Annotated in this window: 13 protein-coding genes; 9 read left to right on the forward strand and 4 right to left on the reverse strand. The window is 71.7% G+C overall.

Going from position 1 to position 14367, the window contains the following annotated elements; all coding sequences use genetic code 11:
• Positions 1-230: 230 nt before the first annotated feature.
• Both ftsH and folE read left to right on the forward strand, forming a co-directional pair.
• The gene (gene ftsH, locus ABH931_RS17520) at positions 231-2234 is read left to right on the forward strand and encodes an ATP-dependent zinc metalloprotease FtsH (RefSeq protein ID WP_370114208.1); all 2004 of its coding nucleotides are present in this window, start codon (positions 231-233) and stop codon (positions 2232-2234) included.
• 102 nt (positions 2235-2336) lie between these two features.
• Positions 2337-2945 carry a GTP cyclohydrolase I FolE gene (gene folE, locus ABH931_RS17525; RefSeq protein ID WP_370114210.1) on the forward strand — a complete coding sequence of 203 codons (609 nt, stop codon included), beginning with the start codon at positions 2337-2339 and terminating at the stop codon, positions 2943-2945.
• A gap of 132 nt (positions 2946-3077) precedes the next feature.
• Here folE and ABH931_RS17530 read toward each other — a convergent pair whose 3' ends face one another.
• Both ABH931_RS17530 and ABH931_RS17535 read right to left on the reverse strand, forming a co-directional pair.
• Positions 3078-4220, reverse strand: coding sequence for an alpha/beta hydrolase (locus ABH931_RS17530; RefSeq protein ID WP_370114212.1), 1143 nt, complete (start codon positions 4218-4220; stop codon positions 3078-3080).
• Positions 4221-4294: 74 nt separating this feature from the next.
• The gene (locus tag ABH931_RS17535; protein ID WP_370114214.1) at positions 4295-5452 is read right to left on the reverse strand and encodes an alpha/beta hydrolase; all 1158 of its coding nucleotides are present in this window, start codon (positions 5450-5452) and stop codon (positions 4295-4297) included.
• A 217-nt stretch (positions 5453-5669) separates the two neighbouring features.
• Here ABH931_RS17535 and ABH931_RS17540 point away from each other — a divergent pair, with 217 nt between their 5' ends.
• The 7 genes from ABH931_RS17540 (at position 5670) to ABH931_RS17570 (ending at position 12043) form a co-directional block, all read left to right on the forward strand.
• Positions 5670-7481, forward strand: coding sequence for a phosphatidylglycerol lysyltransferase domain-containing protein (locus ABH931_RS17540; protein ID WP_370114216.1), 1812 nt, complete (start codon positions 5670-5672; stop codon positions 7479-7481).
• A 198-nt stretch (positions 7482-7679) separates the two neighbouring features.
• Positions 7680-8546 (forward strand): dihydropteroate synthase, encoded by an 867-nt coding sequence (folP, locus tag ABH931_RS17545; RefSeq protein WP_370114218.1) that lies wholly within the window; start codon positions 7680-7682, stop codon positions 8544-8546.
• Positions 8543-9013, forward strand: a complete 471-nt coding sequence (locus tag ABH931_RS17550; protein WP_370114220.1) for a nuclear transport factor 2 family protein — start codon at positions 8543-8545, stop codon at positions 9011-9013. The genes folP and ABH931_RS17550 overlap by 4 nt, the downstream gene beginning before the upstream one ends.
• A gap of 186 nt (positions 9014-9199) precedes the next feature.
• On the forward strand, positions 9200-9562 hold the full coding sequence (gene folB / locus ABH931_RS17555) for a dihydroneopterin aldolase (RefSeq protein WP_370114222.1): 363 nt from the start codon (positions 9200-9202) through the stop codon (positions 9560-9562).
• 5 nt (positions 9563-9567) lie between these two features.
• Positions 9568-10155: a 2-amino-4-hydroxy-6-hydroxymethyldihydropteridine diphosphokinase gene (folK, locus tag ABH931_RS17560; protein WP_370114224.1), complete on the forward strand. Its 588-nt coding sequence runs from the start codon at positions 9568-9570 to the stop codon at positions 10153-10155.
• A 77-nt stretch (positions 10156-10232) separates the two neighbouring features.
• Positions 10233-10724: a DUF3180 domain-containing protein gene (locus ABH931_RS17565; RefSeq protein ID WP_370114226.1), complete on the forward strand. Its 492-nt coding sequence runs from the start codon at positions 10233-10235 to the stop codon at positions 10722-10724.
• Between the two features lie 80 nt (positions 10725-10804).
• The gene (locus ABH931_RS17570) at positions 10805-12043 is read left to right on the forward strand and encodes a hypothetical protein (protein ID WP_370114228.1); all 1239 of its coding nucleotides are present in this window, start codon (positions 10805-10807) and stop codon (positions 12041-12043) included.
• A gap of 49 nt (positions 12044-12092) precedes the next feature.
• On the opposite strand, the gene ABH931_RS17575 is transcribed toward ABH931_RS17570, so the two are convergent.
• Both ABH931_RS17575 and ABH931_RS17580 read right to left on the reverse strand, forming a co-directional pair.
• Positions 12093-13262, reverse strand: a complete 1170-nt coding sequence (locus tag ABH931_RS17575; RefSeq protein WP_370114229.1) for an NADH-quinone oxidoreductase subunit D — start codon at positions 13260-13262, stop codon at positions 12093-12095.
• Positions 13259-14290: an SAM-dependent methyltransferase gene (locus ABH931_RS17580; RefSeq protein WP_370114231.1), complete on the reverse strand. Its 1032-nt coding sequence runs from the start codon at positions 14288-14290 to the stop codon at positions 13259-13261. The genes ABH931_RS17575 and ABH931_RS17580 overlap by 4 nt, the downstream gene beginning before the upstream one ends.
• Positions 14291-14367 lie beyond the last annotated feature (77 nt).

The following is a 14367-nucleotide window of genomic DNA, read 5'->3' on the forward strand; positions in this document are numbered from 1 at the left end:
TCCGGTGGGAACAGTGCTCGGTTTCCCTCCGTTGGACCCTGGGAAGAGCCGTTTGACACGGGAACGCAACCGTTCACATGGAGAATGGCTGCGGTACCGTCCAATTATTCGCTGTTCCTATCGGGACGGTCGAGGACAAACACAGACATAGGACGCACCGCCGGTCGCGAGGCCGTAGGTGCCGCACTTAGTGGCAGGAGGGACGGGGCGGCCGTGGTCGCCCCGCATGGATGGACGTGAAGCGATACTTCCGTGCGCCGGTGATGTGGATTGTGCTCGCCGTCCTCGCCATCGTCGTGCTGATGCAGGTGGTGTCTTCGGCCCAGGGCTACAAGACCGAGGACACCAGCGCGGTCATCAGCGCGATCAACGCGAGCAAGGCCCAGTCAGTCCAGGTCACGACCGGCGACAGCCAGATGATCAAGGTTCAGCTGAAGACCGGCCAGACCGTCGACGGCACGGACATGATCCAGGCTCCCTACGCCTCCGACCAGTTCGCGGCGACGCTGCAGACCGATCTCCAGACGGCCGTCAACGACGGCAAGCTGGGCAGCTACACCGTCAAGGTGGACAAGCAGAACGCGTTCTTCAGCATTCTGATCTCGCTGCTGCCGTTCGTTCTGATCGTCGGTGTGTTCCTGCTGCTGATGAACCAGATGCAGGGCGGCGGCTCCCGGGTGATGCAGTTCGGCAAGTCCAAGGCCAAGCTGATCACCAAGGACACCCCGAAGACGACCTTCGCGGACGTCGCGGGCGCTGACGAGGCGGTGGAGGAGCTCCAGGAGATCAAGGAGTTCCTGCAGGAGCCGGCCAAGTTCCAGGCCGTCGGGGCCAAGATCCCCAAGGGTGTGCTGCTCTACGGCCCGCCCGGAACCGGTAAGACCCTGCTGGCCCGTGCCGTGGCCGGCGAGGCGGGTGTGCCGTTCTACTCGATCTCGGGCTCCGACTTCGTCGAGATGTTCGTGGGTGTCGGCGCCAGCCGTGTCCGCGACCTGTTCGAGCAGGCCAAGGCGAACGCCCCGGCCATCGTCTTCGTCGACGAGATCGACGCGGTCGGCCGCCACCGCGGCGCCGGCCTCGGCGGCGGTCACGACGAGCGCGAGCAGACCCTCAACCAGCTGCTGGTCGAGATGGACGGCTTCGACGTGAAGGGCGGCGTGATCCTGATCGCGGCGACCAACCGTCCCGACATCCTCGACCCGGCGCTGCTGCGCCCGGGCCGTTTCGACCGGCAGATCGCCGTCGACCGTCCCGACCTGGTCGGCCGTCTGGAGATCCTGAAGGTCCACCAGAAGGGCAAGCCGGTCGCCCCGGACGTCGACCTGATGGCCGTCGCCCGTCGCACCCCCGGCTTCACCGGTGCCGACCTCAGCAACGTCCTGAACGAGGCCGCACTGCTCACCGCCCGCGGTGACAAGAAGCTGATCGACAACAACACCCTGGACGAGGCGATCGACCGCGTCGTGGCGGGTCCGCAGAAGCGCACGCGGATCATGTCCGACAAGGAGAAGAAGATCACCGCGTACCACGAGGGCGGTCACGCCCTGGTCGCGGCGGCCTCGCCGAACAGCGACCCGGTGCACAAGGTCACGATCCTCTCCCGCGGCCGCGCCCTCGGTTACACGATGGTGCTGCCGGACGAGGACAAGTACTCGACCACCCGCAACGAGATGCTCGACCAGCTCGGCTACATGATGGGCGGACGCGCGGCGGAGGAGCTGGTCTTCCACGACCCGACCACCGGCGCGTCGAACGACATCGAGAAGGCGACCGCCACGGCCCGGGCCATGGTCACGCAGTACGGCATGACCGAGCGCCTCGGCGCGATCAAGTTCGGGACCGACGCCTCCGAGCCCTTCCTGGGCCGCGAGATGGGCCACCAGCGCGACTACTCGGAAGAGGTCGCCGCCCTGGTGGACGAGGAGGTCAAGAAGCTGATCGAGAACGCCCACAACGAGGCGTGGGAGATCCTGGTCGAGAACCGCGACGTGCTGGACAACCTGGTCCTGGAGCTCCTCGACAAGGAGACCCTGAACAAGGAGCAGCTCGCCGAGATCTTCGCCCCGATCGTCAAGCGCCCGCCGCGTCCCGCGTGGACCGGCTCGCCGCGACGGACCCCGTCCACCCGCCCGCCGGTGCAGTCGCCGCGCGAGCTGGCGCTGACCAACGGTGTCTCCGACACCGTGGGCCCGCTGGACGTCTCGCCGTCCCCGCTGGACCAGCCGGAGCTGTGATCAACTGACGCGTTGATCGGATGAAGGACGCTGCCTCGAGGCTTTAGCCTGGGGGCAGCGTTCTTTTGCTTTTGTCGTACTCGCTGCTGAGGAGCTCTTCACATGATCGATCCGGTGACCGTCGAGGGTTCGGCCGGAGCCGTCCGCGAGTTCGACCAGAAGCGTGCGGAGGACGCGGTTCGCGAGCTCCTCATCGCGGTCGGGGAGGACCCGGAGCGCGAGGGCCTGCGCGACACCCCGGCGCGCGTGGCGCGCGCGTACCGGGAGATCTTCGCCGGCCTCTACCAGCAGCCGGAGGACGTCCTCACCACCGTCTTCGACCTCGGCCACGACGAGCTGGTCCTGGTCAAGGACATCGAGCTGGTCTCCTGCTGCGAGCACCACCTGCTCCCGTTCCACGGCGTGGCGCACGTCGGCTACATCCCGGCCGAGAACGGCAAGATCACCGGCCTGTCGAAGCTGGCCCGCCTGGTGGACGTGTTCGCGCGGCGGCCGCAGGTGCAGGAGCGTCTGACGACGCAGATCGCGGACTCGCTGATGCGGATCCTCGAGGCGCGCGGCGTGATCGTCGTGGTCGAGGCGGAGCACATGTGCATGTCGGTGCGCGGCATCCGCAAGCCCGGCGCCAAGACCATGACCTCCGCGGTCCGCGGCCAACTCCGCGACGGCAAGACCCGCGCCGAGGCCATGTCCTTGATCATCGGGCGGTAGTTGCACCTCCAGGGGCGCGAGGAACTGCGCGAGAAACCACCCTGTGCGGATGGCCCTGTTCAGTGGGGACCATCCGCACGCCGGTGGCTTGTCGCGCAGTTCCTCGCGGCCCTGAGGTGGTGCCACAGGGCGTCAGTGCGACAGCTGGGCGCTGATCCATTCCAGCATCGGGCCCTGTTCCACGGCCCAGGTGCCGAAATTGTGGCCGCCGGTCCGCAGGAGCAGGGGGGTCGCGCGCAGGGGCGCGCGGACCTCGGAGAGGAAACGCTTCGTCGCCGGGTAGTCGCGGTCCTTGACCGCGGTGCCCAGCAGCACGCGGATCGCGGGCTGAGGCAGGTGGGTGAGGCGCCAGCCGAAGTCCGCCTCCTGGAGCAGGCGGTCGCGGTCGGGCCCGGGAGGGCCGAAGAGCGTGCCCGTCTGCCGGTTCTCGTAGAGGCCGTAGTCGCCGCCCAGATCGGCGACCACGCCGTAGACGGACGGGTGCCGCAGGCCGAATGCCAGGGCGCACGTGCCGCCCTCGGAGTAGCCCTCCACCGCCCAGGCGTCCGGGTCCGGCGAGAGCCGGTACGCGCCGCGCAGAGCGGTCGGCAGTTCCTCGGTGAAGAACGTCTCCACCTGCGGCCCGCCCACCGCGTCGACGCAGTTGGTGTCGCGCGGGAGCGCGACGTTCTGGGAGACCAGGACGAGCACCGTCGGCTGCATCCGTCCCTCGGCGATCAGGCGTGCGGCCTGCCGGGGTGGGTCGAGCCGGCCCAGCGTGGTCGCGATGGTGCCGGGAAAGCCGGTCATCATCACCAGCACCGGGAAGCGGGTGCGCGCGTACGCCGGCTGGAAGTACTGCGGGGGCAGGTAGACGTAGGCCTGCTGGTGCAGGCCCGTGCGCGGGCCCAGGACGCGGACGCTGGTGAGGGAGCCGACGGACGTGCGGGCGCCCGGCAGGAACGCGGGGGAGGGGCCGTCGGGGCGCACCAGGCGCGAGCCCGAGGGCGACGCCGGGAGCGCGTCCGCCGCGCCGCCCGTGGGGGTGCCGAAGGTGACCTGCTGGTCGCTGCCGAGCAGGTCGTCCCAGGTGGGGTAGAAGTCGCCGTAGCCGTTGATCAGCAGTGCCGCGACGAGCACCGTGCCGACCTGCGCCGTCAGCAGCACGCCCAGCCGGGCCAGGAGGCGCAGCCAGCCGTTCCCGGCCAGGCGCGGCCACAGCCACGCCGTCGCCCCCGTGACCAGCACGGTGAGTGAGACCACCGTCCAGAGCAGCGCCCCGCTGGTCAGCTCCATCCGCCCGATCCCCGTTCCCGTTCCGCCCGACCGTCGTCCGGTTCAACGACGGACGGTGGGGAACGGGAGCGGCGTCACGCGTTCGCGTTGCCGGGGACGCTCAGCTTGCTCGCGACCCAGGGCAGCGCCAGCGGCGTCTCCTGGTTCCAGGTGTTGAAGTTGTGGCCGCCGCTCTGCAGGTAGAGCGAGGAGATCTGGAACGGCGGCTTGGACTCGACCGCCTTGATGAAGGCCTGGGTGGCCTTGTAGTCGGCCTCCGTCTTGCTGCTGGTGACCAGCAGCGAGACCGGGACGGCCGGGAGGTTCTTGACCCGCCACATCAGGTCGGCCTGGTTGCGCAGGTCCTGGCTGCCGCCGAACAGGTCACCGGTGGTGGAGTCCTCGGCGGCCTTGTAGTAGCCGGAGAGGGAGGCCGCCGCACCGAAGGAGTTCGGCTCGCGCATGGCCAGCGAGAGCGCGCAGTAGCCGCCGGTGGAGTCGCCGATGACGCCCCACGCCTTGCCGTCGGTGGAGATGTTGTAGGCCGAGGCCATGGCGTTCGGCAGGTCCTTGGAGAAGAAGGTCTGCGCCTGCGGGCCGCCGGGTATGTCCTGGCACTCGTTGTCCCGCGGCATCGCCACGGAGGGCCGCAGCAGCACCATGACCGTGGGCGGCATCTTCTTCTGGTAGATCGACTGCGCGGCGATCGTCGGGTACTTCATCCGTGAGATCAGGTTCTCCGGCGTGCCCGGGTACCCGGTGAACACCACCACCACCGGGAACTTCTTGTTCTTGTACGCCGGGTCCTTGTAGGCCGCCGGGAGGTAGACGTAGCCGTCCTCGGTCAGGTTGGTCGTGCCACCGTGGATGGTGACCTCCGAGACGGTGCCGCCGCTCGCGCCCGCCGCGCCGCCGCCCAGCTGAAGGGCCACCGGCTTGGTGTTCTGGATGCTGACGCTGCCGCCGCCGTGGCCGTCCGAGGTCGGCTTGGTGTGGTCGACGATGCTCGGGGTCGGGCCCTGGTCGGTGCCGAAGAGGTCGCTGAAGGAGCTGTAGAACCCGCCCCAGTTGTTCGCGACCAGCGCCAGCGCCATCAGGCTCAGCACCTGGCTCAGCAGCAGCGTGCCCACGCGCCCGAGGACGGACTTCCAGTTCCGCCCGCTCAGCCGCGGCCAGAGGTAGACCGTGCCGACGAAGCTCGCGAGCGCCAGGAGCGCGATGAGCAGCTCCAGTTTCTTGCTGGTGAGTCCCATTCCCCGTTGCCTATGCCTTCGTGCCTGCGTCCCGCTCCGGGGTACCGGCGCGGGCGGGCCCGAGGGTGGTGGCCCGGGTCCGACCTACCAGCATGCCTGAGCGTTACCTGAGAAGCAGCATCAAAAGTCGTATGTGTGATCCATTCATGCCCGGTTCATCACTGGGGGCCGCACGGGTGGGACCAAGTCCTTACCAGTGCGTCTACGCTGTCCTCCCATGAGTGAACCCGTGGCCACCGAGCGACCGACGACCCGCAAGGGCCTGCCGATCCCGAAGGTCTCCCGCCCATGGGTGCCACGAGCTGTCGGCTACGCCACCGCGCTGATCGGCCTGTTCGACATCGTCGCCGGTGTCGCCCCGCACATCCGCGACAGCAAGATGCACCAGCTCGCCTCACTGCTGCCGGGCACCGTCACCACCGTGGCGACCGCGCTCTCCATCGTCATCGGCATCGTCCTGATCATGCTGGCGCACGCGCTGCGCCGGCGTAAGGCGCGCGCCTTCCGTGCGGTCGCGGTGCTGCTGCCGATCGGCTTCGCGGTGGAACTGCTGCGCTGGCACCACACCCCCACCGCGGTGATCACCCTCGTGGTGTGGATCGTGCTGCTGCTCAACCACCGCGAGTTCTACGCCCTCTCCGACCCGCGCACCCGCTGGCGCGCGGCAGCCAACTTCGTGGTGATGCTCACGCTGAGCTTCGGCCTCGGCATGATCATCGTGAGTGCCCACGCGAAGACCACCGTCGGCAACCCGTCGCTGCGCGAGCGGTTCTGGGAGGTCTTCTGGGGCCTGGTCGGCATCGGCGGCCCGATCCACTACAGCACCCCCCGCACCGGCGACCTGGTCTACTACTCGCTGGCCGGCCTCGGCTTCTTCACCGCCGTCAGCACGATCTGGCTGGCGCTGCGCCCGTCCAAGCCGTTCGCGGTGCTGGACGCCTCCGAGGAGCAGCGCGTGCGCGAGCTGCTGAGCAAGCACGGGGCCCGTGACTCCCTCGGCTACTTCGCGCTGCGCCGCGACAAGAGCGTGCTCTTCTCGCCGACCGGCAAGGCGGCCATCGCCTACCGCGTCGTCTCGGGCGTGATGCTCGCCTCCGGCGACCCGATCGGCGACGTCGAGGCCTGGCCCGGTGCGATCAAGGTCTTCATGGAGGAGGCCCACAAGCACGCCTGGGTCCCGGCCGTCATGGGTTGCAGCGAGCAGGGCGGCGAGGTCTGGACCCGCGAGGCCGGCCTGGACGCGCTGGAGATCGGCGACGAGGCGATCGTCGAGGTCGCGGACTTCACCCTGGAGGGCCGCGCGATGCGCAACGTCCGCCAGATGGTCAAGCGCATCGAGCGGGCCGGCTACGAGTGCCGCGTGCGGCGTGTCGAGGACCTCGATGCGCGCGAGCGCGACGCGATCCGCAACGCTGCGGACGCCTGGCGCGGCACCGAGACCGAGCGCGGCTTCTCCATGGCGCTGGGCCGCTTCGGCGACATCCGCGACGAGGGCTGCGTGGTCGTGACCGCCCACAAGGCGATCGAGGGCGCCCCCGAGGGGACCTCGGACATCCGCGCGGTGCTGCACTTCGTGCCGTGGGGCAAGGACGGCATCTCGCTGGACCTGATGCGCCGCGACCGCGACGCCGACCCGGGCCTGAACGAGCTGCTGATCGTCAAGGCGCTGCAGGCCTGCCCCGAGCTGGGTGTGAACCGCGTCTCGCTGAACTTCGCGATGTTCCGCTCGGCGCTGGCGCGCGGCGAGCGCATCGGCGCGGGGCCGGTGCTGCGCGCGTGGCGCGGACTGCTGGTCTTCCTGTCGCGGTGGTTCCAGATCGAGTCGCTGTACAAGTTCAACGCGAAGTTCCGGCCGATCTGGGAGCCGCGGTTCCTGGTCTACCCGAGCAGCACCGATCTGCCGCGCATCGGGATCGCGGCGCTGCAGGCGGAGGCGTTCCTGGTGATGGAGCTCCCGAAGGCGCTGCGCCGCTTCCAGAAGGCGGCTCCGGAGCCGAACGCGCCGATCACGATTCCGGCGCAGGGGTAACCCCGGGGGGCGCGGGGCTCTGGGCGGTTTCTCCCCCAGCCTTCGGCCCGGAGATGCCCCCGCCCACGCAGGGAGAGCCCCGAACGCGCAGGGCCATCCGGTCGTCAGTGGTTGCCCGCGCCCCGCGGCGGAGCCGCTGATCCGCGGAGTCCCGCGCCCCTGGGGTGGTGTGACTTCCCCCGGCGGGATAATCGGGCCATGGAGACTCCGCACCGACACCTTCCCGGACTGCCCGACTGGGGCCGCTGCGGGGTCATGGGCATCGTGAACGTGACCCCCGACTCCTTCTCGGACGGCGGCCTGTGGCTCGACCCCGACAAGGCCATCGCGCACGGCATCGAGCTCACGCGTCAGGGCGCGGACCTGGTCGACGTGGGCGGGGAGTCCACCCGGCCGGGGGCCAGGCGGGTCACCGAGGAGGAGGAGCTCCGGCGCGTCATCCCGGTGATCACCGGTCTCACCGCCGCCGGCGTGGTCGTGAGCGTGGACACGATGCGGGCCGCCGTCGCCGAGGCGTCCGTCGCCGCCGGGGCGAGGGTGATCAACGACGTGAGCGGCGGCCGGGCCGACGCGAACATGGTCAAGGTGGCGGCCGAGACGGGTGTCCCCTTTGTGGTGATGCACTGGCGCGGCCAGTCGACGGAGATGGACGCGCTCGCCCGCTACGAGGACGTGGTCCGCGAGGTCGTCGCCGAGGTCGAGGCGCAGACCGAGGCCGTGGTCACGGCGGGCGTCCGGCCCGGACAGCTGATCGTCGACCCGGGGCTCGGCTTCGCCAAGACGCGCGAGGACGACTGGGCGCTGCTGGCCCGTCTGGACGCGTGGAGCCGGCTCGGGCACCCGCTCCTGGTCGCCGCCTCGCGCAAGCGCTTCCTCGGCACGCTGCTGGCCGACGAGCGCACCGGCGAGCTGCGTCCGGCGCGCGAGCGCGACGCCGCGACGGCCGCGGTCTCCGCGCTGGCCGCCTCGGCCGGGGCCTGGGCCGTGCGGGTGCACGAGGTGGGCGCCACGGCGGACGCCGTCCGCGTCGAGGCGGCGCTGCGCGGCGCGCGGGGCGAGCGGTGACGGGCGTGCCGCGCGGCGGCGAGGCCGAGACCGCCGCGGTCCTGGAAGCCAACGGCGCCCTGTACGCGGCCCTGGAGGCGGGCGACCTGGACGCGCTCACCGACGCGTGGGTCTCCGGCGCCGACGCGGACGACGTGCACGGCTGCGTCTGCGTGCACCCGGGCTGGCCGGTGCTGCGCGGCCGGGCCTCGGTGCTGCGCTCCTACGCGCTGATCATGGCCCACACCGACTACATCCAGTTCTTCCTCACCGACGTCGAGGTCGAGGTCCTCGGGGACGTGGCGCTCGTCACCTGCACCGAGAACATCCTCTCCAGCGGCGACGCCGAGGAGGAGGGGGAGCTCGGTCCCCTGGTCGGGGGAAAGGTGGTCGCCACGAACCTGTTCCGGCGGACGGGTGACGGCTGGCGGCTCTGGTCGCACCACGGCTCACCGGTGCTGACCGGCGGTGACGACGAGGAAGGGTGATCTTTTCGGGCACATCCGGTGAAGGTGTGGGCGCCTGGGAATCAAAAGGGTGCCGTGCGGGATTGTCAGTATTGCAAGGTAGCTTGGTGCCCGTGGGCAACGATGCCTGCGCCGCTCCCGCGTGCGTCCGCCCCGGTACGCCGTACCGGTACGCAGTTGGAGAGCCGGACCTTGGGAGTTCGCAACATGCTCGACCGAATCGCGATCAAGGGCCTGCGTGCCCGCGGTCACCACGGCGTCTTCCCGCGTGAGCGCGAGCTCGGCCAGACGTTCGTGGTCGACGTGGTCCTCGGGCTCGACACCCGCCCTGCCGCCTCCGGCGACGACCTGGAGGCGACGGCCCACTACGGCGTCATCGCCGAGGAGGTCGTGGGCATCGTCACCGGCGATCCGGTCGATCTGATCGAGACCCTCGCGCAGCGCATCGCCGACCAGTGCCTCACCCACGCCGCCGTGCAGGAGGTGGAGGTCGTCGTGCACAAGCCCGACGCGCCGATCACCGTCCCGTTCGACGACGTCACCATCACTATCGTTCGGAGTCGCGGATGAGCCCCATGTCTCCCGATCCCATCGCCACGCCGGTGCCGCCCCAGATCAAGGAGGCGGTCGACTCGGCCGACACCACCCTGCACAACCCGCGCCGCGCGGTCATCGCCCTCGGCAGCAACCTCGGCAACCGCCTGGAGACGCTCCAGGGCGCCGTGGACGCGCTGGAGGACACCCCTGGCGTCCGGGTCAAGGCCGTCTCCGGGGTCTTCGAGACCGACGGCGTCGGCGGCCCCGAGGGGCAGCCCGCCTACCTCAACGCCGTGCTGGTGCTGAAGACCACCCTGCCGCCGCAGTCGCTGCTCGAGCGCGCCAACGCCATCGAGGACGCCTTCGGGCGCGTCCGCGAGGTCCGCTGGGGGCCGCGCACCCTGGACGTCGACATCGTCGCCTACGAGGGCGTCGAGCAGGACGTCCCCGAGTTGGTCCTGCCGCACCCGCGGGCCCACGAGCGCGGCTTCGTGCTCGCCCCGTGGCACGACGCCGACCCGGAGGCGGAGCTGCCGGGCCGCGGCCCGGTCGCCGCGCTGCTCGCCGTCGTCGGCGAGGAGGGCGTCCGCCGCCGCGCGGACCTCACCCTCCACCTGCCGCGCTGACGCGCGGTCACCCTTCCGGGTAGGGCAGGCCCGCCCGTCCGGGTACGGTGGAGCAGATCCTGCTTGGAGGGACCGCTGTGAAGCCGCTTCGCCCGCTCGTGCTGGCCGTGACCACGCTCGTCGCCGGGGTGCTGTCCTGGGCGGGCGCCCGGCTGTGGAACTCCGTGGGTTCGCTGCCGGGTGTTCCGGCCGCGGCCCCGATCGTGCTCGCCGTGATCGCGGTGGTGCTGGCCGCCGCCGCGATCATGCTGCGCGGCCGCCTGGCGGCCCAGCGCGAGCGCCGGCCCGAGGCGAAGGCCGTGGACCCGCTGTTCGCTGCCCGGGCCCTGGTGCTGGGCCAGGCCAGCGCGCTGGTCGCGGCGCTGGTGACGGGCGTCTACGGCGGCATGGGCGTCTTCCTGATCACCCTGTCCGGTGCGTCCCCGGCCCGCCAGAGCCAGGCGCTGACGGCGCTGTTCGCCGTCCTCGCGGGCGTCGCGGTGATGGCGGCCGGGCTCTGGCTGCAGCACATCTGCCGGCTGCCGGAGGACGAGGACCAGGACCACGAGCGGTCCGTTCAGCGCCGGTAAGGCACGTGATTTTGATCTGTCAAGGGTGTTCTTGACCCCTCGCCTGACATAAGTCGGACGATCACGCTAGATTTCTGGCCATGTCTCGTGGTCGCCACCGTCAAGCCTCGCGCCTGGGCCGGGCGCTCCCCTCGCTCGCCAGTGCGGTCCTGGCCGTCGCCGCGCTCGCCGCGGCGCTGCTGACCAGTAGCCCGGGTGTGCTGCGGATCCTGGTGGCGGCCGTCAGCGTCGGCGCCGTCGCCGCCTCGGTTCTGCTGCGCCAGCGTGAGAGCGCCGTGCAGGCCGCCCTCGTCTCCGAACAGGCCGCGCGCGGACGCGACGAGGCCCGCTTCGAGGAGCGGGTCGCCGAGCTCGAGTACCAGGCCGAGGTCGCCGAGGAACAGGTCAAGCGCCTGGAGCGGCGCGTCCTGGCCCAGCGCAGCCAGCTTGCCCACGCTGAGGCCGCGCACGCCCAACTGCTGCGCGACCGCGCCCGCGTCGCGGCGGAGCAGGCCCTGCGCGACGCGGACGCCGTCCAGGCCCTGGAGGCCGCGAAGCGCGGCGTCCGCCCGACGCCCACGGCGTACCTCAAGGCCGCGAACGCGCTGCGCTCGCTGGAGCGGCAGGCTGAGCAGGCCGAGTCCGGCCGCACCCTGAGCCTGCGTCAGCCCGCCCTCCCCGCGGTCCCCGCCGTGCGGGCGGCGGAGACCGCCGTCGAGCGGGTGGTGGAGGCCGAGCCGAAGAAGCGTCAGGAGGACGCTGCCGCGGGCTCGTTCTTCGCCAAGCCGGCCAAGCCGGCCAAGCAGGCCGAGCAGGCCGGGGCCGAGCCGAGCACGGCAGCCACGGTGGCGGAGCCGGCCGAGCCGGCCGTGGACCTCGATGCGCCGCAGGCGCCGGCCCCGTCCGAGAAGGCCGTCGAGGCCGCGCTGCCCGCCCGTACGGCCACCCGGGAGCGCGGGCTGGTCGCGCCCTACATGCAGCCCTCCGCGCAGCCCGCAGCGGCCGCGGCGCCGGCCTGGGCCCGCGCGGCCCTCCCGCCGCTGCGTCCGGCCGCCGCCGTCCCGCCGCCCGCGCTGCCGCGCCAGGGCACGGCGCGCACGACGGGTGCCTTCAACTTCTTCTCCCGCCAGGAGGCCGCGATCGGCCACCAGCTCGGCGCGGACACCGCCGACGTCGTCGGCGAGGAGGCGGTCGAGGCCCAGGCCCGCTACGTGGCCGCGCCCGAGGCCCCGTCGGTCCTCCCGACCCACGCCCACGAGCGCACCGAGCACGCCATCGTCGACCTCACCGCCGAGGACGAGACCGAGCCCATCGACGTCCGCGCCGTCCGCGCCGTCTGAGCCGGTTGCAGCCCGCCAGGGGCGCCCCGCGCCCCTGGGCTGAGGGTGACTACTTGTCGACGTCACCCACGACGAAGAACATCGACCCCAGGATCGCCACCATGTCCGGGACCAGCGTGCCCGGCAGGATCTCGCTCAGCACCTGCAGGTTGTTGAAGGACGCGGAGCGCAGCTTCAGCCGCCACGGCGTCTTGTCGCCGCGGGAGACCAGGTAGTAGCCGTTGATGCCCAGCGGGTTCTCGGTCCACGTGTACGTCGCGCCCTCCGGCGCCTTCAGGACCTTCGGCAGCCGCACGTTCACCGGCCCCTGCGGGAGCCCCGTGACGCGGTCCAGGCACGCGTCGGCCAGGTCCAGGCTGACGTGGAGCTGCTCCAGCAGGACCTCGAAGCGGGCCAGGCAGTCGCCGCTCTGACGGACCGGGACCCGCAGGACGTCGGTGAGCTCGCCGTAGGCGAGGTACGGCTCGTCGCGGCGCAGGTCGAAGTCGACGCCGGAGCCGCGGGCGATCGGGCCGCTGAGGCCGTAGGCGTGGACCAGCTCGGGGGCGAGCACGCCCACCCCCGCCGTGCGGGCGCGGAAGATCTCGTTGCCCGTGACCAGCCGGTCGAAGACCTCGGCCCGGGACCGGACCGCGGCCACAGCCCCGCGCACCCGCTCGTACCACCCGGCCGGCAGGTCCTCCTTCAGGCCGCCGACGCGGTTGAACATGTAGTGCATGCGGCCGCCGGAGGCCTCCTCCAGCACCGACTGGAGCCGCTCGCGCTCGTCGAAGGCGTGGAAGATCGGGGTGATCCCGCCCAGCTCCAGCGGGTAGGAGCCGAGGAACATCAGGTGGTTGAGCACCCGGTTCAGCTCGGCCAGCAGCGTCCGCGTCCACGTCGCGCGCTCGGGGACCTCCATGCCGAGCATCCGCTCGACGGAGAGGACGACGCCGAGCTCGTTGGCGAAGGCGGAGAGCCAGTCGTGCCGGTTGGCCAGCATGATGATCTGCCGGTAGTCGCGGGCCTCGAAGAGCTTCTCCGCGCCGCGGTGCATGTAGCCGATGATCGGCTCGGCCTCGCTGATGCGCTCGCCGTCCAGGCGCAGGCGCAGCCGGAGCACGCCGTGGGTGCTGGGGTGCTGCGGGCCGATGTTCAGCACCATGTCGCTGGTGCCCAGCTCGGTGCCGCTGCCCGCCAGGCCCGCGCCCGCCCCGATGCCGACCGTCGTCTCCGTCATGACACCAGAGTCTGCCATCCCGGTGGCCACCCCATTCGCAGCGATCCCACAGCCTGGACGCCCCACAGGAACGACCCCAGTCCGCCGAGGGCCGTCAGCTCCGCCGCCTCCCCGGCGCCCGCCAGGGCGCGGACGTACCCGGCCGGATCGCTGGACGCGAGTGTCAGCGGCGGGCGGGCGCCGCTGACGCCGAGCTCGTGCAGCGCGGCGCGCTGCGTCGTCCACAGGCTGTGGGTGACGCGCGGGTTCGCCCGCGCGGCGGCGCGCAGGCAGGAGTCGAGGGCGACGTGCGCGGTCAGGTCGCAGGAGCCGTCCGGGACGGGGTCCACCTGCCGTCCCTGCCGGTAGCCGGTGAGCGTGCCGAACACCGGCCGGTCCTCGCGGGTGTGCGCGTAGTCGACGGCCACGGCCAGCCCGTCGCCGACGGCGGCGACCGCCTCGGCCCAGGCGGCGTCCCGCCACCGCCCGAGCTCCGCCCGTTCCCACCCGTCCGGGTACTGCGCCGCCAGCCACGCCGCGTCCTCGGCGTCCAGCGGCTCGCCCGGGCGCTCCGCGCCGGTCGCGGGATCGACCAGGACGTAGCGGGCGGTGCCGGCCTCGTCCAGCTCGGCGACCTCGCAGGGGACGTTGTCCAGCCACTCGTTCGCGAAGAGCAGCCCCGCCGGCACCGGCTCGATCCGGTCCGTCCACGTCACCCAGGTGGGCAGGGTGTCCGGACGGGCGGCGCGTTCCACGGCGACCAGCCGCAGCCGGTCCGCCAGCTCCGGCACCTCCGCCCGGGCCTGCGTGCCGAGCGCGACGAGCAGCTCGGCGCGGCCCGCGCCGACGTCGCAGACGGTCAGCTGCTCCGGACGGCCCAGCCCCTCGTCCACCCGCCGGGTCAACCGCAGCAGGGCCCGCGCGAAGAGCGGGGAGGCGTGCACGGAGGTGCGGAAGTGCGCGGCCGGTCCGGAGCCTTCGCGCACGAAGAACCCCTCAGGGTCGTACAGGGCCCGGTCCATGGCGTCCCGCCAGGGCAGATAGCTCATGCGCCCACCCTCCCAGCCCAGGGCCGTGGCCGCCGCCACCCCCGACGAACGGAGCTGTCCCCTCACCGCGACGAACG

The sequence above is a fragment of the Streptacidiphilus sp. MAP12-33 genome, assembly GCF_041261265.1.
GTDB lineage: Bacteria > Actinomycetota > Actinomycetes > Streptomycetales > Streptomycetaceae > Streptacidiphilus.

Coding starts and splice junctions, on each gene's coding strand:
- ftsH (WP_370114208.1), top strand. CDS start 231: ATGGACGTGAAGCGATACTTCCGTGCGCCGGTGATGTGGATTGTGCTC.
- folE (WP_370114210.1), top strand. CDS start 2,337: ATGATCGATCCGGTGACCGTCGAGGGTTCGGCCGGAGCCGTCCGCGAG.
- ABH931_RS17530 (WP_370114212.1), bottom strand. CDS start 4,220: ATGGAGCTGACCAGCGGGGCGCTGCTCTGGACGGTGGTCTCACTCACC.
- ABH931_RS17535 (WP_370114214.1), bottom strand. CDS start 5,452: ATGGGACTCACCAGCAAGAAACTGGAGCTGCTCATCGCGCTCCTGGCG.
- ABH931_RS17540 (WP_370114216.1), top strand. CDS start 5,670: ATGAGTGAACCCGTGGCCACCGAGCGACCGACGACCCGCAAGGGCCTG.
- folP (WP_370114218.1), top strand. CDS start 7,680: ATGGAGACTCCGCACCGACACCTTCCCGGACTGCCCGACTGGGGCCGC.
- folB (WP_370114222.1), top strand. CDS start 9,200: ATGCTCGACCGAATCGCGATCAAGGGCCTGCGTGCCCGCGGTCACCAC.
- folK (WP_370114224.1), top strand. CDS start 9,568: ATGTCTCCCGATCCCATCGCCACGCCGGTGCCGCCCCAGATCAAGGAG.
- ABH931_RS17570 (WP_370114228.1), top strand. CDS start 10,805: ATGTCTCGTGGTCGCCACCGTCAAGCCTCGCGCCTGGGCCGGGCGCTC.
- ABH931_RS17575 (WP_370114229.1), bottom strand. CDS start 13,262: ATGACGGAGACGACGGTCGGCATCGGGGCGGGCGCGGGCCTGGCGGGC.
- ABH931_RS17580 (WP_370114231.1), bottom strand. CDS start 14,290: ATGAGCTATCTGCCCTGGCGGGACGCCATGGACCGGGCCCTGTACGAC.